Here is an 18,932-nt window from a genome sequence, read left to right on the forward strand (position 1 = left end):
GTTTGGGCACGTCTCCCCAAGCGACTTAGTTCAGGATGGAAGTGCCCTTGATTTGTGCGTAGACCAGCATGCCGGTTTTTAAGCCCAACACGACGGCGGATTTTTGACTGACGTGCGCCAGTAGCGGCAACGGGCCGACTTGCAAGCCGACCACGCACAAGCCGTCGCATTCGGCGGCAAGTCCGGTGACCGTCGCGGGCAATACGTTGAGGATGCTGGTCGCCGCCGGTTTTTCCAGCGCGATGCTGACATCCCGCGCCTGAATTTGCAGGCGTAGCGGCGTGCCCGCGGCGGCGGGTAAAGCCGCCAAGCTCAGCGAACCGGCGGCGGTTTCCACGCGGGTTAGATGGTAATCGGATTCATGACTTTGAATTAGACCTTGCCAAACCGTGGCTGCTTCGCGGTCCTGAGCTAGCGGCATATCCAGTCGGCTCTGGGTTTCGGCGAGCGGGCCAGCGGCTAAAACGCGGCCGTTGGCCATTATTACCAGATGGTCGGCGAGTTGAGCGACTTCCTGTTGCGAATGCGTGACGTAGACCACCGGGATTTTCAGTTCCCGGTGCAGGCGGGACAAATAGGGCAGGATTTCTTGCTTGCGTTTGAAATCCAGTGCGGCCAGCGGCTCGTCCATCAGCAGTACTTTAGGGTTCAGGGCCAATGCCCGCGCTATGGCGACCCGTTGGCGCTCGCCGCCGGACAGCGCGTCCGGCATGCGTGCCAACAAATGGTCTATGCCCAGCAGTTCCAGAATGTGCGTCAGGTCGACGCCGGCTTGGCCGGTGCGTTTCAAACCGAATTGCAGATTACCCTTGACCGACAGGTGCGGAAATAGATTGGCTTCCTGAAATACGTAGCCCAACGAACGTTGGTGGGTTGGTAAAAACAGCCCGCGTTCGCTGTCCTGCCAGACTTCGCCGTTGATCTGCAAAAAGCCGCTATTGGATTTTTGCAAACCGGCGATGCAGCGCAGCAGCGTGGTCTTACCGGAGCCGGAATGTCCAAACAGCACCGAGACGCCGCTGCCGGGCAACACCAAATCTACATTGAGTCGAAATTCGCCGTAGTCGAGGTCGAATTCGGCGCGGATGGGTGCGGTCATTTAAGTTGATGGGCGACGGGGTGGGTTTTCAACGCGCTGTACAACGCCATTAGAACGGTAAAGGAAAACAATAGCAGGCCGCCGGCCAACCAGTGGGCTTGTTCGTACTCCATGGCCTCGACGTGGTTATAAATCTGTACCGATACTACTCGGGTCCGGTCCGGGATATTCCCGCCGACCATCAACACCACGCCGAATTCGCCGACGGTATGCGCGAAACCTAAAATCGTCGCGGTCATGAAGCCGGGTTTCGCCAATGGCAGCACGACGCTGAAAAAGGTATCCAACGGTCCGGCCCGTAGCGTCGCGGCGGCTTCCAAGGGTTGTCGTCCGATTGCGGCAAACGAGGCCTGCAGGGGTTGAACGACGAAGGGCAGCGAATAAAACACCGAGGCCACGACCAAACCAGGGAAGGTGAAAGGCAAGGTACCCAGTCCTAATTCGCCGGTCAGTTTGCCGATGGGGCCTTTCGGCCCCAGCGTCACCAACAAATAGAAGCCCAACACCGACGGCGGCAATACCAGCGGCAAGGCCACCAACGCGTTGCAGAATCCTTTGAAACGGGAATGGGTGCGCGCCAGCCACCACGCCAGCGGCGTACCCAGAATCAGCATGATCAGGGTGGCCAGGCAAGCGACTTTAAACGTCAGCCACAAGGTGGCGATATCGGCGGAGTTGAGCATGCTTAGGGTTGGCTGGGCAGGCTGTAGCCGTATTTCAAGATGATGGTCGAGGCCGCCGGCCCTTTTAGGAATTCCAGCAATGCTTGCGCGGCGGGATTCTCGTCTCCCTTGTTAAGCAGGATTGCATCTTGCCGGATAGGGTTGTAGCTATCGCTGGGCACGATCCAGCCCGAGCCGCTGCCGATCTTGCCGTTATCGATGACTTGAGACAAGGCGACGAAGCCCAGTTCGGCATTGCCGGTACTGACGAATTGATGGGTTTGCGAGATATTTTCGCCTTGAACGATCAGCGGCTGCAATTTCTCCCGCAAGCCGAGTTTTTTCAAAACGTCAATCGCCGCGGCACCGTAAGGCGCCAGTTTGGGATCGGCCAGCGCCAGATGTTTGAAACCGCCCTTGGCGAGGATTTCGCCTTGCTCGTCGACCAAGCCCGGCGTTGCCGACCACAACACCAGCTTGCCCAATGCATAAGTAAAACGAGTGTCGGCGACCGCCAACTCGGCGTTGACCAATTTGACCGCGCTTTCCTGATCGGCGGCCAAGAAGACTTCGAACGGCGCGCCGTTTTCGATCTGCGACACGAATTTGCCCGAGGAGCCGAACGACAGCTTGGCCTCGTGACCGGTGGCCTTCTGGAATTCGGCGGCGATTTGTTCCATTGGTTTGGTGAAGTTGGCGGCGACCGCGACCAGCGTGGTTGCGGCCCAGGCCGACGACGCGGGCAATAGCGAGGTCGCCAGAACGATGGCGCGAAGGGTAAGGCGATGTATCATAGGGTTCTCCCAAAGGTTTAAAACAGCAGGTTCAAAATTCAAACTGACGCAAATGGGTGCCGGCACGAATCGGCACGGCGAAAGCCTCGCCGATCAGGGATAGGGTTTCGGTCATCAACGTGCTTGGTGTGAAGCCGCGCCCACCGATCGATACTGGCTACCGGAGTTCGTGACTGCCGAATCTTTTTAGACCGAGCAATTTCGGGTCTGTCGCCGCCACCCGAATCAGGAATCCGTTACCGGTCATCTTACTAACTGGCCTTCTAAAAACCCTTGACCTATCGGATCAGTCGCGACGTGAGGTGGCGCGTTAAAACCGAAACAAACTTTGCACATAGAAGTAATCGATGTCCTGAGGTGCGGGTGCGTTGGTCGCCGTTTTGGCAAACGTTCCTTTAAATAAGTGAGTCCAGCCGGTTTCGAAATTCAGACTGCTGTTAAAGTCCCAGCGCGCGGTCAATTCGAGTTGCTGGCCGATGAAATTTTTGGTCTTCCCGGTTCTGTCGCGCAGCATGGTGGTCGCGGTGCCGGAAGTTGTCCAGCCGTCCTTGTCCTCGGCCAGCCAGAAAAAACGGTGGCTCAGGCCGAGCTGGACTGCCGAAGTCGGTGCAAGATTGATGCGGTAGCCCGGCGAGTTGATATTGCTGCGAGCGAAGGCGCCATAGATGCCGGTCGCGCCGAAGTCTCCCCGTCTGACGCCGTATAAGGTATCGAAGCGTTGATCTTTGTTGTCGTTGGGATCGTGGTCGCCGCTGGCGTAATCGTATTCCAGACCCAGTCGCGGAGACCAAGGGATTCCCAGGGTATAGCCGACATCCAGATGTTGGAACCAGGCGGAGTGTTCTTGATCTAGGCTGGCGGAGGCGGCGGTCGATGCGCGAACCGTCCCGAATTGGCCGATGGTTTCGGTTTGGAAGTCGAATTTGTCCTTGCCGGGTTTTCGGTAAAAACGCATGCCCGGCGTAAAATAACGGCGATTGCGAGTTTGATTGCGAATGCTGTCGCCCTCGTCGAGGTTGTACAGGTATACCTCGCTGTTGACGCCCCAGCCGATGTCGAAAACCTCTAAAAAGCCGCCGGAAAACCAAGTATGGGTGTCTTCCTCATCGAATTCGTGGGTCTCGTCGAGGATATCGACGGCAGTGTTCGGGTAGCGAAGCACCGGCATCGTCACAAAACTGGTGAATTGCCATTTGTCGTAATCCAGAACCCGCAGTTTTACCCCGGTGAAGGTGTTCATGGTGTTGCGCATCGCGTTACGGGCGACCAGGCGGCGGCTCCCCAAATTCAGGGTTTGCCGGCCGGCGACCACTTCGGTGCCTAAGCCACTGTAAAACACGTTTTGGTCCGCCCAAGCAATATAACCTTGTAGAAAATCCGCGGTATCGGCGTGAGTGTTGTTAACGCCGGAGCCGCTGTCGGCGCCTAAGGCCCGCGAATCCACGAATTCGGTCGCGAAACGGAATTGACCGAGGTGCGCTTGCAACCACAAGTCGGTTTGCAATGGAATTTGTTGGTCGCCTCCCTTGGCGTTTGCTGTGAAGCGTCCATCCAGGCTTTCGTAGCGGGTGCGCTGTTCAATCGATATGTCCAACCATTTGGGTAACTGCAACGCATCGTGCAGATTCCAGACCGGCTTTTCGAATTTACCGCCGCCCAACAACGCATCGTCCATTTGACTGGAGAAGGCTGTGACGGCGGGTTTGGTGTAGGTTTTTGCTTCGGCGCAGTCTGCCGGATTTGCGTTAACTCCAGCCAGCGCCATCGCAATCAGGTAGCGGCCGGAAGTGGGGGTGGAGAATGGGCAATTAATCATCACGGTATCCCTGGTTAGTTTGTCGGACGACGGCTCCTTCCGGCGGTCCGGTTTCGGAGTCTCGTGGTTAGCCGGCAAAGACTGGGCTCAAAGTATATCAGCCGTTATGTATCATTGATAATAACGTAGAGCAAATACACTATTGCCGGTCAGTTAATTTTAGTCGAGGCTGCGCAAATGGCTGGCTAGGGCGCGTTGCTAGGATTTTCAGGCGTTGGAACCGTATTCCGGGCGTAGCGGCGACCTCGATTGGGAGCGTCGTTTCCAAAACGTCGCCGGAACTGACGAGGCGGAGTAAGATGGCTGGCGGCTGTCGAGAAGTTCGGAAAGGTTGCGTGACCGAGAGCTGGATTTAGACGCTAGTCGATTTGGATTCTAGATGAATGGCCAGCCAGACGGTTTCTGTGTCGGGATCGGTCCAATCGACCCGATGCCGGCGGTGCGCCGGAATCAGCAAATAGTCGCCGGCCCGCATCTCCAATACCGCCCGGTCCGCGAACGCGAGTCTGGCTCGACCTTGCAGAACGATGACCCATTCGTCCTCGGCTTGATCGTACCAATCGTCTGGAGCGCTGGCATGGCCCCGCGAGACGATGCGCTCGATGCGGGCGGTAGGCGCGGCATGCAAGGTTTGGCATAATTCGGCCGGCAATCGGCTGGGAATGTCGGCGAAGATCGAAGAACAGCCAGTCATGATAAAAACGAACATTTCGAGGGGGAGAGCATGAATAATACGACGTTTGCCACGTTAATGAACATCGCGGCCGAAAAGGTGCCGGTCGCGGCGCGTTGGTGCCGAAGGGCTTGCGATGCCGCTAGGTGTCTGGATTTTCTGGCGCCGCTGCTGATCCGGCTGTATTTGGCGCCGGTATTTTGGATGGCCGGAACCAAGAAATTCGCCAACTTTACCGACACCGCCGCATGGTTCGGCAATGCGGAATGGGGCTTGGGCTTGCCAGCACCGTATGTGCTGGTGTTTCTGGTGGCCTTCGTCGAGACCTTCGGCGCCTTGTTTTTAGTGTTCGGTTTTGCAACGCGGGTGATCAGCCTGCCGTTGTCGGTCATCATGGTGGTGGCGGCCGTGACCGCGCATTGGCAAAACGGTTGGCTGGCCATCGCCACCGGTAGCGGCCTATTCGCGACCGATCGCACCGTGGCGGCGATCGAACGATTGGACAAGGCCAAGGAGATTTTGCAGGCTCAGGGCGATTACGCCTATTTGACCGAATTCGGCAGTCTGGCGATGCTGAACAACGGGATCGAATTCGCGGCGACCTATTTCGTGCTATTGGTTGCGTTGTTTTTTCTGGGCGGCGGCCGTTACGTCAGCGCCGATTACTGGCTTAAACGCAAATACCTGATCGATTGAGCACTCAGCGCGCTTGTACCAGCACCCACGGTTTGACGACGACGGCCCAAACCAGGCTGTCGTCGGCATACCAGCGTCCGGCTTGCTCGTCGCTAACATGGCCGATACGGCCGCTATTCAGCCATTGCTCGACTTGGGCCTTGTTGTCTTGGGAGAATTGCCAAGCCACGTCTACTAAATCCAAATCGGCGGCGACGGCAATCGCCAGTCCGGCCGCGAAGAAACGTTGCAATTCCCGCCAGGCGATGGCGGAGGTTTCCAGATTGATTTTGGCGAATTCGGTAGGGTTGGCGGTGTCGGTCATTAACATTTTCCGGCGGCTGGGCGATGGTGTAGTATGCACGGCTATTTTAACGCAACCCGATCGGTTAACCATCAGCGAGGATTTTAGATGTCGTTATTGAGTTCCATTAAAAAACGTTCGACGTTGGATGCGGCGATCAAGCAAGTTGCCCAAGCCCGCAAAGCCGACGGCGGTAGGGCCGAGCAATTGTTCAAGGGCGCTTATCAAGGTTTCGCCAGCGTGGTATCCGACCAGCCCCTGGTGGCGGACGGCTTGTATCATTGGGGTTTTGCGTTATTGCACGAAGCCAAGACCAAGCAAGGTCAGGAGGCGGTCGAAATCTACGAGGACGCGATTTCCAAGTTTTCGTTTTGTCTGTTGATCGCGACCAATTATCTGGGGGCAGCCATCGACGGCGGCGTGGCATTTATGGAATTGGCCCGGATCAGTCCGGACGAGAGCAAGCCCGGCTTGTATCAATTGGCCGAGAGTTTTTTCGAAAAAGCGTGCTACATTCAAACAGGTAGCGCCGCTTATAACTTGGCTTGCATTTTTGCGTTACGAGGCGACCAAGAGGCTTGCCTGGCGGCTTTGCGGACGGCCCGCGATTACGGCAGCCTGCCTGACGAGCCCAACATACTGCAAGACGAGGACATGGCGGACGTGATCGACCAGGCTTGGTTCAAGGATTTTCTGGAAGAAGTCCGAGCCAAGGTAGCCGAACCCAAGGAAAAGCTTAAAGACGTTCGAATCGATGTCGAGCCGAATTTTAAGTTGAAAAAGACCGAAGATTTCGACTACTACTCCAAATCCTGAAAGCAACCGGCGAGGATGTCGCGTAATTTCTCCACCCCCATTCGCCGGGTCAACGCAATATTGCGTTCCGGGATCGTTTCGGGATGGGCGTAATGGGCCAGGGCCGCCGCGATGCTGGCTTCTCGGATCAGATGCAGCATCGGGAACGGCGCGCGATTGGTGTAATTGGCGGCATCCTCGGCATCGACGCGGTCGAAGCAATAGTCGGGATGAAAGCTGGCCAGCTGGTAAATGCCTTCGTAGTCCTGATCGCTCAGCAACTGTTCGGCAATCGCCAACAGGTCCAGGAAATCGTCGAAATTCTGAAAGTCCTCGTTAAAAATCAACAAGGTGGTTTCGGTTTCCGGTTCGGCGTCCAGATGCAGGCACTCGCTAATCAAGGTTTCCAACGCGAATTCCAGGCTGTTGCCTGCGACGAGCCTGTATCGGATGCTGCCGCGTTGATGCTCGCGCCGGGCGAAAGGGCAGATGTCGTAGGCAATCACAAAGTGTTCCAGCCAACGGCGGGTGGCGGTAATCGCGGGGTGTTCAGTCATGGTTAGCGGTTAGTGATGGAGAAGCGGTGGGTATTATGCGCGTTGGGCATGCTGCTTGTCTCGGGGGTCCAGGGCGGCGACGTTTATCGTTGGACCGATGCGCAAGGTCGGCGACATTATTCGGACCGGGGTACCGAAACCGCCGAGGTCATGAGCGTCGATCCCGGTGTCGCGCTAGTCGAAGTCGAGAAGGTCTACGATGGCGACACTATTTTATTGGCAAACGGCGAAAAAATCCGATTTCTGGGAGTGAATACCCCGGAAGTCGCTGGTCGCAACAAGTCCGCCGAAGCGGGTGGAGAACAAGCCAAGGCCTGGCTGCGCGCAAAGTTGGAACGCCAAAAAGTGTATTTGGAAGGCGACGTCGAAAAGCAGGACAAATATCAACGCCGATTGGCTTACGTGTTTACCGAGTCGCGTGAGTTCGTCAATCTGGAGTTGATTCGGGCCGGTTTGGCAATGGTCAATATATTTCCGCCCAACCTGAAATATGTCGATAGTCTGTTGGCCGCCCAACGTGACGCCGAACGAGCCGGTTTGGGTATTTGGGGCCGGTCCGAGTACGCGGCGCAACCCTATGCCAGCTTGAACGCCGAAAATTATCACGGTTGGAAGCGGTTGACGGGCCGAATTAGCGGTATCAAACGCACCGCGAAATATAGCTATCTGCAATTTTCCGACGGGGTGGCCGTCGCGGTGGAAAATCGCTATGCGTCTTTGTTTCCGCCGCTTGCGTCCTATGTCGGCCGGCAAGTCGAGGCCAGAGGTTGGGTCCGGCGCAGCAAGGACAAATTCGCGTTGCAAGCGCGCCACGGCGGCGACATCCTGCTCGGCGACTAATCGTCGTCCGCGAACAGCTCGCGGATCATCTGTTTTTCGTCGTCGTTGAGCAGATCGTCGGCGGACAGCAGGCGAACCCGGCGGAAAGCGTGTTCGGTGGCGGCGGAGCGCAACGAGGCGCGCCTGTCCATCGCACGGCGTTCGGACTGACGCCTATCTCCCGCTCGCCGGTCGAATTTCGGCCAGAGCAGATATTGTTCCCGCATCATCGCAATCCATTCCTCGCTGTTGAAAGCATAGGGATTAGTTCTGCGTTCTGCTTGGCGACGTACGACGCTACGGCGCGCCGAGAGCTTGCTATCCATTAATGGCCGTTTTCCAGGCTGCTCCTACCCTGCTTGCTATTTGATCCGGCCGATTAAGGAACGACCGGATGGGTAGGCAATTGGTTTCGAATGCTGCTTTTTAGCGCGATTACCCTGGTAAATAGAGGTTTTTTCGCCTAAAAAAGCAACGGGCACCTTGATTTTATCTGGAAATCGACTAGCGGGCGAGACCTTCGGTCTCGGCGTTTTGAGGAGGAGCGTCCCGAGTCGCTTGGCGGCGGAACTGGAAAGTTATCCAGTAAGGGCGCAAGATTATGTTCCTAGGCCATTATTCGTGGGTTGGTCGCGCGTTCGAGTTGTACTGCCTTTAAAATGCAAAATTTGGTAAATTCCGCCGAAGCACAACGATTTCGACCGTGAAAGCGGTTGAAATCGTGGTTGCTCCTTAAGAAAGCGTTGCGAATTCGGCTGATCAGGCTTTGGAGAGAGCTGCCAGCGCTGCCGCGTAATCGGGTTCGTCGGCAATTTCGGCGACCAGTTCGGCATGAATCACGGTATCGGTTTCATCGAGTACCAAGACCGCGCGCGCGGTCAGGCCGGCCAGGATGCTGTCCAGCAATTCGACGCCGTAATCGCGCGCGAAGCCGGAGCGGAATGTCGAAAGCGCGCCGACATGTTTGATGCCTTCGATTTCGCAGAAGCGCACCTGGGCGAACGGCAGGTCGGCCGAGATCACCAAGACTTCGGTATTGTGAAGATGGGCGGCCTTCTCGTTGAACTTACGGGTCGAGGTGGCGCAGGTTGGGGTATCCAAACTGGGGACGATATTCAGTAATTTACGCTTGCCGGCGAAGCTGGTCAGACCGACATCTTGCATCTTTCGGTTGGTCAGCTTGAAATCCGGGGCTTTGGCGCCGATAGCCGGTAAATCGCCGCAAGTATTGATCGGTTTGCCTTGGAAGGTGATGGTGGCCATGCAGTTCTCCGAGAATGGCGGAACAGAACAGCCGGGCGTCGAAGCTCGGCTCCGTTCGCGGGTTTACTATTTGTTGCGCTTGCTGAAATCGATCAGCCGTTTGCGTTTTTTGACTTGGCGGTCGCTCAGCTGATTTTTCTGGCCGTGGAACGGATTCTCCGGCGATTTGAACACCAGCCGGACCGGTGTGCCGGCCAAGCGCAATTGCACGCGGAAATAGTTCATCAGATAGCGCTTGTAGGCGCCGGGCAGCACGTCGGTTTGTACGCCGTGAATCACGACGACTGGCGGATTGCGGCCGCCTTGGTGCGCGTATTTCAGCTTGATGCGTCGGCCGCCGACCAGCGGCGGTTGGTGGGCGGCGACCGCATCGCTCAAAATCCGCGTCAACAGCGGCGTGGACATGTCCACCATCGCCGAGTCGTACAAGGTATGCACCACATCGAACAGCTTGCCGACGCCGCTGCCGTGTAGCGCTGAAATCGGATGTTTTTCGGCGAAATCGAGGAAGGACAATTTCATCTCGATCTGCTTCTTGACGAAGTCCTTGTGTTCGGCGTTCAGGCCGTCCCATTTGTTCAAGCCGATAATCAGTGCCCGGCCGGCTTCCAATACCAAGCCCAAAATGTGGGCGTCCTGATCGGTGATGCCTTCGCGGGCGTCGATCAGATAAATCACCACGTGGGCTTTTTCGATGGCTTGCAGCGACTTGATGATGCTGAACTTCTCGACGGTCAGCGATACCCGCGAGCGGCGACGCATGCCGGCGGTATCGATCAGCGTGAATTTTTTGCCGTCGCGTTCGAACGGAATGTAAATGCTGTCGCGGGTGGTGCCGGCTTCGTCGAACACCACGACCCGTTCCTCGCCGAGCAGGCGATTGACCAGCGTGGACTTGCCGACATTGGGCCGACCGACGACCGCAATGGCAATGCCGGGATCGACTTCCTGAAACTCGTCGATTTGCGGCGGCAGCAGCGTGTCGATCTGGCCCAGCAATTCGTGAACGTTGCGGCCGTGGGCGGCGGCGATCGCCACCGGTTCGCCCAGACCCAAGCCGTAGAAATCGTTGGCGACGGTGTTGCTGTCGATGCCGTCGATTTTGTTGACGACCAGCACCACCGGTTTGCCCAACTTGCGCAGCATGTCGGCGATGGCTTCGTCCGACGCGTTGACGCCGTCGCGGGCGTCCACTAAAAAGAACACCACGTCGGCTTCTTGCAGCGCGATTTCGACCTGCTTCTTGGCGAACACGTCAATGCCGTCGCGCTCGTCGGTAATACCGCCGGTATCGACGACCAGGCAGTCGCGCTCGCCGCGCTTGACTCGGCCGTACTGGCGGTCGCGGGTCAGGCCGGGATAGTCGGCGACCAGCGCTTCGCGGCTGCGGGTCAGATAATTGAACAGCGTCGATTTGCCGACATTGGGACGGCCGACCAGGGCGATGACGGGTAGCATGATTTAGTGGACTCTCAATGCGGCCAAGGTGCCGTCTTTAGCGTAAACATAAACGGTATCGTCCACGACGACCGGCTTGGCCTCTATCGCGGCCTTGCCGACCTGGATGCGGCCCAATTGGCGGCCGTCGGTAATCGACAACCAATGCACATAGCCCTCGTAATCGCCGACCACCACATAGTTTTGGTAGGCCACCGCGGCGGTCAATTGCCGATTGTGCAAATCCTTTTGTTTCCACAGCGACGCACCGCTGCGTTGATCCAACTGCCAGACCTCGCTTTTGGTATCGCTGACGTAGAGATAACGGTAATCCAGACTCAAGCCGCTATACGACGACACGGCTTCGTTGCGCCACAGCACATCGCCGTCGACTTCCGACACCGACGAGGTGCCGCCTTGAAAGCTGGCGATATAAATCGCCCCGCGGGCGGCGACCGGATCGACGTCCAGATCGACCAAGCGTTCGACTTCGGAACGTCCGCTCGGAATCGCGATTGTCGCTTCCCACAAGGCCTTGCCGTCTTTTAACTGTAAGGCCTGCAATTTACCGTTGGCCGAGCCGATGACGACGCTGTCGTCGATGACGATAGGGGCGCCGGTACCGCGTATGCTCAGGGCCGGCACGCTGTGCTCGAACGACCACAACACGCCACCGCCGTTTTCCTGCAAGCCGAGAACCTTGCCGTCGGTGGTGCGGACCAGGACGATGCCGTGGCTGACTACCGGCGTTGCGAGTACTTCGCTGGGGACGTCGGTTCTCCAACGTTGCTCGCCGGTGCCCTTGTCGAAAGCTACCACTTCGCCGGTGCTGGTGCCCATGATGACGCTGTGCGGCCCCAGACCGGGGCCGGCCGAAAAGCTGTACTCGCTATTGTTTTCCCAGGTCAAACTACCGTTGCCGGCGCCGCGCGCTTGCAAATGGCCCTTGTGGTCGCCGACGTAGACGCTGCCCTCGGCGGCGGCCGGGATCAGTTTCAGATATTTTTCGTCGGCGCCGCTACCGATCGATTCCTTCCAGACGATTTCGGGCTGGACTTCCATCGTATATTCTTGCAACGTCGCCGGCGGGTCGGCGTTATCGTCGTCGCCGGTAATGTATTCGGTGATGCCGGAGATGAAGTCGCGGCCGGCATCCAGACCCGCGCAACCGCCGAGTAACGGCAGGCAGGCGATCAGAGCGGCCAGCGGGTGAAGTCGATAAATCCTGGTCGGCATATGCATTGAATGAGGGTTAGTTGGCGGCTGGCGGCGTTACGGCGTTTCGGTGCTCAGATCGTCCAGCTTGAATTGAGTCAGCGGCGTGGCTTGCCCGGTGCGGATCGCGCTTTGGTAAGCGTTGCGGGCCTCGTCCGGCCGGTCCAGGGCGACGTAAAAGTCGCCTTGCAGTTCGTCGTAGGCGGAGGCAAAGCCTTCCGATTTGGCGGGGTCCACCGACGCGATCAGTTGCAGGCCTTGTTCGAATTCGCGGCTGGCCAGCAGCAACTGGAGCAGACGCAGGCGAGCGACATGGCGCAGTTCGTCGCTGGTGGTGGTTTCGACGGTTTTTTTCAACAGGGTTTTCGCGCCTTCCAGATCGCCTTGTTCGACCTTGGATTTCGCCAATTCCAGGCCGGCGAACTCGGCGTAAGCGGTTGACGGAAACTCGCTAGGCAGGCGCTCGGCCAGTTTTTCGGTCGATTCGCGGTTGCCGGAATTCGCGCTTTCCAGCATCTGCTGAAACATCAGGGAAGCTTGGCTGTTTTTATCGGTTTGATGGTTTTGCCACAGATTCCAACCGGTCACCAGGACCAGCGCGGTGACGACGCCGGCAATCACGGCTGTCTGATTGGCTTCCCACCATTTTTTCAACTGTTCCAGTTGTTCTTCTTCGGTATCGTAAATTGCCACGGTAATTCTCTACTTAGTTTGCGGTTGTGTGAAATCGTTGCTGTTGCCAGGCGCGCAAGGTTTCGATGAGCGCCTGATGATCCAGCGTGGTTTGTTCCTGTTCAAGGCGCAACGGCTTTAGCGCCGCGACCTGGTTTTGCGCTTCGTCGTCGCCGATGATAATCGCGTATTCTGCGCCGGATTTGTCGGCCTTTTTGAATTGACTCTTAAAGCTGCCGCCGCCGCAATTGACCTGGATTTTCAAGCCGGGCAGGGCGTCTCTTAACCGCTCCGCCAAACGCATGCCGACGGTTTCGGCCTGTTCGCCGACCCGGATCAGATAAACGTCGACGCCGGCCGGAATGTCGACGTGTTCCAATTGTTCGATCAGCGCCAGAATGCGTTCCATGCCCATCGCGAAGCCGATCGCATGATTGGCCTTGCCGCCGAGTTGCTCGATTAGGCCGTCGTAACGGCCGCCGGCGCAAATCGTGCCTTGCGAACCTAGGCGTTCGGTGACCCATTCGAACACGGTTTTGCCGTAGTAATCCAGGCCGCGTACCAGACGGGTGTTGATCGCGTACTTCAGCCCCAAGTCGTCCAACGTGGCTTTCAGACGGTCGAAATGCGCCAGGCTATCTGTGCCCAGATGATCGAGCAGAACCGGCGCGCCGCGCAGCATCGCCTGCATGTCGGGGTTTTTGCTGTCCAGAATGCGCAGCGGATTGGAGTCCAGGCGGCGGCGGCTGTCTTCGTCCAGGCAATCCAGGTGTTGATTGAAGTATTCGACCAGCGTGCCGCGGTAGGCCAGCCGTTCTTCGGCGGTACCCAGCGAGTTGATTTGCAGTTCGACCATGTCGCGGATACCGAGGCGTTTCCAAAGCCGATCGGTTAACAAAATCATTTCCGCATCGATGTCGGGACCGGCCATGCCGTAGGTTTCGACGCCCAACTGGTAAAACTGGCGGTAACGGCCTTTTTGCGGACGTTCATGGCGGAACATCGGTCCGTAATACCAGAGCCTATGGCTTTGATTGTGCAACAAACCGTGTTCCAGACAGGCGCGCAGACAGCCGGCGGTGCCTTCCGGACGCAAAGTCAGCGAGTCGCCGTTACGGTCATCGAAGGTGTACATTTCCTTCTCGACAATGTCGGTGACTTCGCCGATCGAACGTTTGAACAGCTCGGTTTTTTCGACGATGGGCAGGCGAATTTCCTGATAACCGTAGGCGCCGAGCACGTCGCGGGCATGACCTTCCAGCCATTGCCAGTGCGGCGATTGCTCGGGAAGAATATCGTGCATGCCTCGGATGGCCTGTATGGCCTGCTGTTGTTTTGCCATGTTGGGTTTACTTGCTAATCGCGGATTTAACGAGTTGAGCTTCCTTCGAAGCCGGGAAAGCGGATAGGAGTTTGTCGCGGTACTCTTCGGCCAGTTTGCCGTTGCCCAGCGAGCGTTCGGTTTGAAAAGCCAGCCACAGGGTTTCCGGGGTGTGATTGGCGACGGCCAGATAGCGTTCCAGGAAGCCGCGCGCCGACAGATATTGGCGGTTCTGATAACTGATTTTCTGCATCTCCAGCAAGGCCGGAGCGTATTCGTTTTGGGCTTGCAAGGCTTGGCGGAAATAGCCTTCGGCCTGCTGCGCGTCGTTTTGCTTGAGCGCGCAAGCGCCGAGATTGGTCAGTGCGAACCACGGCCGGGTGTTCATTGCCGAGTCCAGCGCTTGCTTCAATAGTTCCACGCCTTGGTCGACCCGGTCGCGTTCGCATTGAAAGCGGCCGTAATTGTTCAAGGTGCTGAAATTGGCGGGGTCGCGGCTTAAGGCGCTACGATAGCTGTCGTCGGCGGCGTCGTAGTCCTTGACCCGCTCGTAAAACACCGCCAATGTGTTATGGATTTCGGCATTGCCGGAGTCCAGGCTGAGCGCGGTTTGCAATTTTTCGCGGGCGGCATCCAACATGCCCATGTCCAGATAGCGAGCGCCCATTTGCAGATTGAGCGTGGCCTTTTCGGCATTGCTCATCGACGGCTTGATGTCGGGCAGCAAGCCGCAGCCGCCGGTCAGAAGACCGGCGATGCCGCAGATAGCCCAGTATCGTATCGGTTTACGCGACATTGCCGCTGCCGTGCGCCTGCATCGCTTGGAGTTTTAGATGGCGGCGACTTTTATCCTGGACTTGGCCGACCAGTTGGCCGCAGGCGGCGTCGATATCTTCGCCGCGCGTTTTGCGTATCGTGGTCACTAGTCCCGCGTCCTGCAGAATGTCGCGAAAGCGCAGGATGTTGGCGCTGCTGGAGCAACGGTACGACGACTGCGGGAACGGATTGAACGGAATCAGATTGAGCTTGGACGGGACGTTCTTCAACAGTTTGACCAAGGCGCGCGCGTGCTCGGCGCCGTCGTTGATGCCGTCCAGCATCACGTATTCGAAGGTAATATGCTTGCGCGGACCGGTCTTGGCGTAGTCGCGGCAAGCGTCCATCAGTTCGGCGAGCGGGTATTTGACGTTGATCGGCACCAATTGGTCGCGCAGTTCGTCGTACGGCGCGTGCAACGATACCGCCATGCTGACGTCGCAGACGTCGCCCAGTCTTTTCATCGCCGGCACGACGCCGGAGGTGCTGACAGTGACCCGGCGTTTGGACAAGCCGTAGGCGAAGTCGTCCATCATTAGATTCATCGCCGCGACGACATTATCGAAGTTCAACAGCGGTTCGCCCATGCCCATCATCACGACATTGGTGATGCGGCGCTCGGGCCCGAGGCGTTGTTGGGCCAGATAAAGCTGGCCGACGATCTCGGCGGTACTTAAATTGCGGTTGAAGCCTTGCTGGGCGGTCGAGCAGAAACTGCAGGCCAGCGCGCAGCCGACTTGCGACGACACGCACAAGGTCGCGCGCCGATCTTCCGGAATATAGACCGTCTCGACCCGATTGCCGCAGCGCATTTGCATCGCCCATTTGCAGGTGCCGTCGCTTGCCAATTGTTCCGTGACGATGTCCGGCGCCCTGACTTCGCAATGTTCCCGCAAGTGCTGGCGCAACGATTTGCTCAGGTTGGTCATTTGCTCGAAATCGGCAACGCCTTCCTGATAAATCCACTTCAGTAATTGGGTGGCGCGAAACGGCTTTTCGCCGAGTTCGACAAAAAAGGCTTGCAGACCTTTTCTGTCGAAATCCAGCAAATTGACCAATGCCGGTTTAGCGGATGCGGTCGCAGAGTTCATTCGCGCTGAAGAAGTAAGCGATTTCTCTGGCGGCCGATTCCGGAGCGTCGGAGCCATGGACGGCGTTTTCGTCGATGCTGACCGCGAAATCGGCGCGGATCGTGCCCGGCGCGGCTTCTTTAGGGTTGGTCGCGCCCATCAGTTCGCGATTTTTCAGAACGGCGTTTTCACCTTCCAACACTTGTACGACGACCGGACCGGAAGTCATGAAGCTGACCAAGTCTTTAAAAAAGCCGCGTTCCTTGTGTTCCGCGTAAAAGCCTTCGGCTTGGTCTTGGGTCAATTGCAGCATTTTCGATGCAACGACGCGCAGTCCGTTTTTTTCGAAGCGGCTGACGATTTCTCCAATCACGTTTTTTGCGACGGCGTCGGGCTTGATGATGGAGAAAGTACGTTCGATGGCCATTGATTTAACTCCCGTAGGTTTATGATTAAAAAATAGAATAGGGCATTATAACCCGTTCGCCGGGGTGATGAGAAACCCGGCCAAGCATATGGAGCGCCTGTGCCGGAGTAGCCCAGCGTATCGGCCGGGCTTCCGGACAGCGGTGCGGGCGGATTAGATCGACAGCCTGCTGGGGTCGCTGTTGCTGCCGTAGAACCAATTGACGAGCATCCGGGTGCTGGTGACCGCGGTAAACACCGACGTGGCGATCCCGATTACCAGAACCAGCGCGAAGCCCTTGACAGGGCCGGTACCGAAACCGAACAGCAGGATCGCGACGATGAAGTGGGTCACGTTGGAGTCCAAAATCGTCGCGAAGGCTTTTTCGTAGCCCATGTAAATGCTGGTTTGCAAGCTGTTGCCGTGACGCAGTTCCTCGCGGATCCGTTCGTTGATCAAAACGTTGGCGTCCACCGCCATGCCCACCGTCAACACGATACCGGCCATGCCCGGCAGAGTCAGCGTCGCTTGTAGCACCGACATGATCGAAATCAGCAGTACCACGTTGAACAGCAGCGCAAAGTTGGCGATTAGGCCGAAGGCTCGGTAGTAAATCACCATGAAGACCACGACCAGCAAGAAGCCGGCGACGATCGAGTTCATGCCCTGATCGATGTTTTCCTGACCCAGGCTAGGGCCGACAGTGCGTTCCTCGACGATCTCGACCGGTGCGGCCAATGCGCCGGCACGCAGCAACAAGGCCAAGGTGCGGGCTTCCTCTGGGCTGTCCAGACCGGTGGTTTGGAAGCGTTTGCTGAAACTGTCGCGAATCGTCGCGACACTGATGACTTTTTCGACTTTTTCCTTGTGTTGAACTTTCTCGCCGTTGACGACGCGGGTCTCGGATTTGTATTCGATGAAGACGACCGCCATCGGCTTGCCGATATTTTCCTGGGTCAATTTGCCCATTTTTTTGGCGCCGGCACCGTCCAAGGTGATGAAGACCGCCGATTGGCCGTCCTGATCCATGCCGGACGAAGCGTCGGTAATTTGGTCGCCGGTGACGATGACCGAGCGTTTCAACAAAATCGGATTGCCGTTTTTGTCTTTGTAAAGGCGCGCGCCGGCCGGTTCGTGTCCGGACAGAGCCGATTGCACGTCGTGTTCGACGTCGACCAAGCGGTATTCCAGCGTCGCGGTGGTGCCGAGCAGTTCCTTCGCGCGAGTCGTGTCCTGTACGCCGGGCAGTTGGACGACGATACGGCTGTCGCCTTGCTGCTGGATGATCGGTTCGGCCACGCCCAGCTCGTTGACCCGATTACGCAACGTCGTGATGTTTTGGCCCAGCGCCGATTTTTTAATGTCGCGCAATTCGCGCTCGGTGATCGACAACGTGAATTCGTTGGGGCCGGTTTCCTTCAGGTCCAGATTGCGGAAATCCTTGTTCAATACCGCCGCCGCCGCGACCCTGGCCTCTTCGTTCGGCAACACCACCTTGATGCCGTTCGCTTCCTTGCTGACCGACTGATAACGGACCTTGGCGTCGCGGAAGGCGGTGCGGATGTCGTTGTTATAGCGTTCTTCGGTTTGCTTCAACGCGGAGTCCATGTCGACTTCCAGCAGGAAATGCACGCCGCCCCGCAAGTCCAGACCCAGATGCATCGGCTCCGCGCCGATCATGCGCAACCAATCCGGCGTGGCCGGCGCCAGGTTGAGCGCGACCGTGGCTTGCTCGGCCAGCTTGTCGCGCAACAGGTCGGCGACTTTCATTTGTTCGTCGGTATTGTTGAAACGGGCCAGCACCTTGCCGTCGGTAAATTCGAAGGCCTTGGTCGTGAAACCGGCGTCGCGGATGCTGGCGGCGACATCGTCCGCTTGGCGTTGTTGCAACGGCGTGGCGGAGGACGAAGCCACTTGCACCGCCGGATCGTTGCCGTACAGATTCGGCAATGAGTAGAGCGTGCCGATCACCAAAAGGGTCAGAACCATCAGGTTCTTCCAGACTGGAAAATGATTTTGCATAGGTTTCCGTTAATAGCTGCGCGAGCTAGGCCGCCGGAGGGGCGAGCGGATCGAGGGCGGCGTTGTGAGCAGTCGTTAGGCTTTTTTGTTCAGGGTTTTGTACGTGCCTTTTGGCATCATCGTCGCGACGGCGTGGCGTTGGACTTGGATGAAGGTGTTGTCTGAGACTTCCAATTTGACGAAGTTGTCGTCCAGATCGACGACTTTACCCAGTATCCCGCCGCTGGTGACCACTTCCGAACCCTTGCCGAGCGCGGCCAGCATTTGTTTTTGTTCCTTGTTGCGCTTGGATTGCGGGCGAATGAACAGGAAGTAGAAAAAGATCAGGATGCCAAGCGGAAACAGCATGCCTTCGATGCCGGGTTGTTGGGCGGCGGGTGCGGTTTGCGCAATCGCGTCTGAAATCAAGAAACTCATTGTTGTCCTCTAATTGTTATCGTTTTGTTAGCGGTCCGGCCGGGGGGCGGACAGGCGCGCATTATGCCATAGCCCGCCGCCGATCGCATTTTAAGGGTG

General features: G+C 57.4%; 21 protein-coding genes. 3 read left to right on the forward strand and 18 right to left on the reverse strand.

Annotated elements, in window-relative coordinates:
- Nucleotides 1-25: 25 nt before the first annotated feature.
- From modC to ACQE3E_RS09815, 5 genes are all read right to left on the reverse strand, one after another.
- Nucleotides 26-1,099 carry a molybdenum ABC transporter ATP-binding protein gene (gene modC / locus ACQE3E_RS09795; RefSeq protein WP_313728196.1) on the reverse strand — a complete coding sequence of 358 codons (1,074 nt, stop codon included), beginning with the start codon at nucleotides 1,097-1,099 and terminating at the stop codon, nucleotides 26-28.
- On the reverse strand, nucleotides 1,096-1,782 hold the full coding sequence (gene modB, locus ACQE3E_RS09800) for a molybdate ABC transporter permease subunit (protein WP_071159510.1): 687 nt from the start codon (nucleotides 1,780-1,782) through the stop codon (nucleotides 1,096-1,098). Before modB ends, modC begins: the two co-directional genes overlap by 4 nt.
- 2 nt (nucleotides 1,783-1,784) lie before the next feature.
- Nucleotides 1,785-2,555 carry a molybdate ABC transporter substrate-binding protein gene (gene modA / locus ACQE3E_RS09805; protein WP_064026032.1) on the reverse strand — a complete coding sequence of 257 codons (771 nt, stop codon included), beginning with the start codon at nucleotides 2,553-2,555 and terminating at the stop codon, nucleotides 1,785-1,787.
- Between the two features lie 310 nt (nucleotides 2,556-2,865).
- Nucleotides 2,866-4,371, reverse strand: a complete 1,506-nt coding sequence (locus tag ACQE3E_RS09810) for an alginate export family protein (protein WP_071159892.1) — start codon at nucleotides 4,369-4,371, stop codon at nucleotides 2,866-2,868.
- Nucleotides 4,372-4,723: 352 nt separating this feature from the next.
- Complete coding sequence (locus tag ACQE3E_RS09815) at nucleotides 4,724-5,065, reverse strand: cupin domain-containing protein (RefSeq protein WP_313728194.1); 342 nt, start codon at nucleotides 5,063-5,065, stop codon at nucleotides 4,724-4,726.
- 30 nt (nucleotides 5,066-5,095) lie between these two features.
- Between ACQE3E_RS09815 and ACQE3E_RS09820 the strand changes: the two genes are divergently transcribed.
- Nucleotides 5,096-5,740 carry an HvfX family Cu-binding RiPP maturation protein gene (locus tag ACQE3E_RS09820; protein ID WP_083386115.1) on the forward strand — a complete coding sequence of 215 codons (645 nt, stop codon included), beginning with the start codon at nucleotides 5,096-5,098 and terminating at the stop codon, nucleotides 5,738-5,740.
- Between the two features lie 4 nt (nucleotides 5,741-5,744).
- On the opposite strand, the gene ACQE3E_RS09825 is transcribed toward ACQE3E_RS09820, so the two are convergent.
- On the reverse strand, nucleotides 5,745-6,044 hold the full coding sequence (locus ACQE3E_RS09825) for a DUF2288 domain-containing protein (protein WP_064026028.1): 300 nt from the start codon (nucleotides 6,042-6,044) through the stop codon (nucleotides 5,745-5,747).
- Nucleotides 6,045-6,131: 87 nt separating this feature from the next.
- Here ACQE3E_RS09825 and ACQE3E_RS09830 point away from each other — a divergent pair, with 87 nt between their 5' ends.
- A complete protein-coding gene (locus ACQE3E_RS09830; protein ID WP_313728193.1) occupies nucleotides 6,132-6,839 on the forward strand; it encodes a hypothetical protein in 708 nt (235 codons plus the stop codon).
- Here ACQE3E_RS09830 and ACQE3E_RS09835 read toward each other — a convergent pair.
- The gene (locus tag ACQE3E_RS09835; protein ID WP_064026023.1) at nucleotides 6,824-7,375 is read right to left on the reverse strand and encodes a DUF1415 domain-containing protein; all 552 of its coding nucleotides are present in this window, start codon (nucleotides 7,373-7,375) and stop codon (nucleotides 6,824-6,826) included. The genes ACQE3E_RS09830 and ACQE3E_RS09835 overlap by 16 nt on opposite strands.
- 48 nt (nucleotides 7,376-7,423) lie before the next feature.
- Here ACQE3E_RS09835 and ACQE3E_RS09840 point away from each other — a divergent pair, with 48 nt between their 5' ends.
- On the forward strand, nucleotides 7,424-8,215 hold the full coding sequence (locus ACQE3E_RS09840) for a thermonuclease family protein (protein WP_313728191.1): 792 nt from the start codon (nucleotides 7,424-7,426) through the stop codon (nucleotides 8,213-8,215).
- Here the strand turns inward: ACQE3E_RS09840 and ACQE3E_RS09845 are convergent.
- The 11 genes from ACQE3E_RS09845 to yajC form a co-directional block, all read right to left on the reverse strand.
- Nucleotides 8,212-8,520: a hypothetical protein gene (locus tag ACQE3E_RS09845; protein ID WP_313728190.1), complete on the reverse strand. Its 309-nt coding sequence runs from the start codon at nucleotides 8,518-8,520 to the stop codon at nucleotides 8,212-8,214. The two genes, ACQE3E_RS09840 and ACQE3E_RS09845, sit on opposite strands and share 4 nt — an antisense overlap.
- Before the next feature lie 433 nt (nucleotides 8,521-8,953).
- Entirely contained in the window at nucleotides 8,954-9,457 is a 504-nt protein-coding gene (gene tpx, locus ACQE3E_RS09850; RefSeq protein ID WP_313728189.1) for a thiol peroxidase, read from the reverse strand.
- Between the two features lie 66 nt (nucleotides 9,458-9,523).
- Nucleotides 9,524-10,915 (reverse strand): ribosome biogenesis GTPase Der, encoded by a 1,392-nt coding sequence (gene der, locus ACQE3E_RS09855; RefSeq protein ID WP_313728188.1) that lies wholly within the window; start codon nucleotides 10,913-10,915, stop codon nucleotides 9,524-9,526.
- A 3-nt stretch (nucleotides 10,916-10,918) separates the two neighbouring features.
- Complete coding sequence (bamB, locus tag ACQE3E_RS09860; RefSeq protein ID WP_064026013.1) at nucleotides 10,919-12,130, reverse strand: outer membrane protein assembly factor BamB; 1,212 nt, start codon at nucleotides 12,128-12,130, stop codon at nucleotides 10,919-10,921.
- Between the two features lie 36 nt (nucleotides 12,131-12,166).
- Complete coding sequence (locus tag ACQE3E_RS09865) at nucleotides 12,167-12,802, reverse strand: YfgM family protein (protein WP_313728187.1); 636 nt, start codon at nucleotides 12,800-12,802, stop codon at nucleotides 12,167-12,169.
- 13 nt (nucleotides 12,803-12,815) lie between these two features.
- Nucleotides 12,816-14,123, reverse strand: a complete 1,308-nt coding sequence (gene hisS / locus ACQE3E_RS09870) for a histidine--tRNA ligase (RefSeq protein ID WP_313728185.1) — start codon at nucleotides 14,121-14,123, stop codon at nucleotides 12,816-12,818.
- A gap of 7 nt (nucleotides 14,124-14,130) precedes the next feature.
- The gene (pilW, locus tag ACQE3E_RS09875; RefSeq protein ID WP_313728184.1) at nucleotides 14,131-14,898 is read right to left on the reverse strand and encodes a type IV pilus biogenesis/stability protein PilW; all 768 of its coding nucleotides are present in this window, start codon (nucleotides 14,896-14,898) and stop codon (nucleotides 14,131-14,133) included.
- Complete coding sequence (gene rlmN / locus ACQE3E_RS09880; protein WP_064026005.1) at nucleotides 14,888-16,009, reverse strand: 23S rRNA (adenine(2503)-C(2))-methyltransferase RlmN; 1,122 nt, start codon at nucleotides 16,007-16,009, stop codon at nucleotides 14,888-14,890. Before rlmN ends, pilW begins: the two co-directional genes overlap by 11 nt.
- On the reverse strand, nucleotides 15,984-16,415 hold the full coding sequence (gene ndk / locus ACQE3E_RS09885) for a nucleoside-diphosphate kinase (RefSeq protein WP_064026003.1): 432 nt from the start codon (nucleotides 16,413-16,415) through the stop codon (nucleotides 15,984-15,986). Before ndk ends, rlmN begins: the two co-directional genes overlap by 26 nt.
- A 153-nt stretch (nucleotides 16,416-16,568) precedes the next feature.
- Entirely contained in the window at nucleotides 16,569-18,416 is a 1,848-nt protein-coding gene (gene secD, locus ACQE3E_RS09890) for a protein translocase subunit SecD (protein WP_071159494.1), read from the reverse strand.
- A 75-nt stretch (nucleotides 18,417-18,491) separates the two neighbouring features.
- On the reverse strand, nucleotides 18,492-18,833 hold the full coding sequence (gene yajC / locus ACQE3E_RS09895) for a preprotein translocase subunit YajC (RefSeq protein ID WP_064025993.1): 342 nt from the start codon (nucleotides 18,831-18,833) through the stop codon (nucleotides 18,492-18,494).
- Nucleotides 18,834-18,932: the final 99 nt, after the last annotated feature.

Origin of the sequence: Methylomonas sp. MED-D (assembly GCF_050276835.1) — a bacterium.
GTDB lineage: Bacteria > Pseudomonadota > Gammaproteobacteria > Methylococcales > Methylomonadaceae > Methylomonas > Methylomonas koyamae_A.

Excerpts from the sequence above, each read along its gene's own strand:
- modC (WP_313728196.1), bottom strand. The coding sequence starts at position 1,099 with ATGACCGCACCCATCCGCGCCGAATTCGACCTCGACTACGGCGAATTT.
- modB (WP_071159510.1), bottom strand. The coding sequence starts at position 1,782 with ATGCTCAACTCCGCCGATATCGCCACCTTGTGGCTGACGTTTAAAGTC.
- modA (WP_064026032.1), bottom strand. The coding sequence starts at position 2,555 with ATGATACATCGCCTTACCCTTCGCGCCATCGTTCTGGCGACCTCGCTA.
- ACQE3E_RS09810 (WP_071159892.1), bottom strand. The coding sequence starts at position 4,371 with ATGATTAATTGCCCATTCTCCACCCCCACTTCCGGCCGCTACCTGATT.
- ACQE3E_RS09815 (WP_313728194.1), bottom strand. The coding sequence starts at position 5,065 with ATGACTGGCTGTTCTTCGATCTTCGCCGACATTCCCAGCCGATTGCCG.
- ACQE3E_RS09820 (WP_083386115.1), top strand. The coding sequence starts at position 5,096 with ATGAATAATACGACGTTTGCCACGTTAATGAACATCGCGGCCGAAAAG.
- ACQE3E_RS09825 (WP_064026028.1), bottom strand. The coding sequence starts at position 6,044 with ATGACCGACACCGCCAACCCTACCGAATTCGCCAAAATCAATCTGGAA.
- ACQE3E_RS09830 (WP_313728193.1), top strand. The coding sequence starts at position 6,132 with ATGTCGTTATTGAGTTCCATTAAAAAACGTTCGACGTTGGATGCGGCG.
- ACQE3E_RS09835 (WP_064026023.1), bottom strand. The coding sequence starts at position 7,375 with ATGACTGAACACCCCGCGATTACCGCCACCCGCCGTTGGCTGGAACAC.
- ACQE3E_RS09840 (WP_313728191.1), top strand. The coding sequence starts at position 7,424 with ATGCTGCTTGTCTCGGGGGTCCAGGGCGGCGACGTTTATCGTTGGACC.
- ACQE3E_RS09845 (WP_313728190.1), bottom strand. The coding sequence starts at position 8,520 with ATGGATAGCAAGCTCTCGGCGCGCCGTAGCGTCGTACGTCGCCAAGCA.
- tpx (WP_313728189.1), bottom strand. The coding sequence starts at position 9,457 with ATGGCCACCATCACCTTCCAAGGCAAACCGATCAATACTTGCGGCGAT.
- der (WP_313728188.1), bottom strand. The coding sequence starts at position 10,915 with ATGCTACCCGTCATCGCCCTGGTCGGCCGTCCCAATGTCGGCAAATCG.
- bamB (WP_064026013.1), bottom strand. The coding sequence starts at position 12,130 with ATGCCGACCAGGATTTATCGACTTCACCCGCTGGCCGCTCTGATCGCC.
- hisS (WP_313728185.1), bottom strand. The coding sequence starts at position 14,123 with ATGGCAAAACAACAGCAGGCCATACAGGCCATCCGAGGCATGCACGAT.
- pilW (WP_313728184.1), bottom strand. The coding sequence starts at position 14,898 with ATGTCGCGTAAACCGATACGATACTGGGCTATCTGCGGCATCGCCGGT.
- rlmN (WP_064026005.1), bottom strand. The coding sequence starts at position 16,009 with ATGAACTCTGCGACCGCATCCGCTAAACCGGCATTGGTCAATTTGCTG.
- ndk (WP_064026003.1), bottom strand. The coding sequence starts at position 16,415 with ATGGCCATCGAACGTACTTTCTCCATCATCAAGCCCGACGCCGTCGCA.
- secD (WP_071159494.1), bottom strand. The coding sequence starts at position 18,416 with ATGCAAAATCATTTTCCAGTCTGGAAGAACCTGATGGTTCTGACCCTT.
- yajC (WP_064025993.1), bottom strand. The coding sequence starts at position 18,833 with ATGAGTTTCTTGATTTCAGACGCGATTGCGCAAACCGCACCCGCCGCC.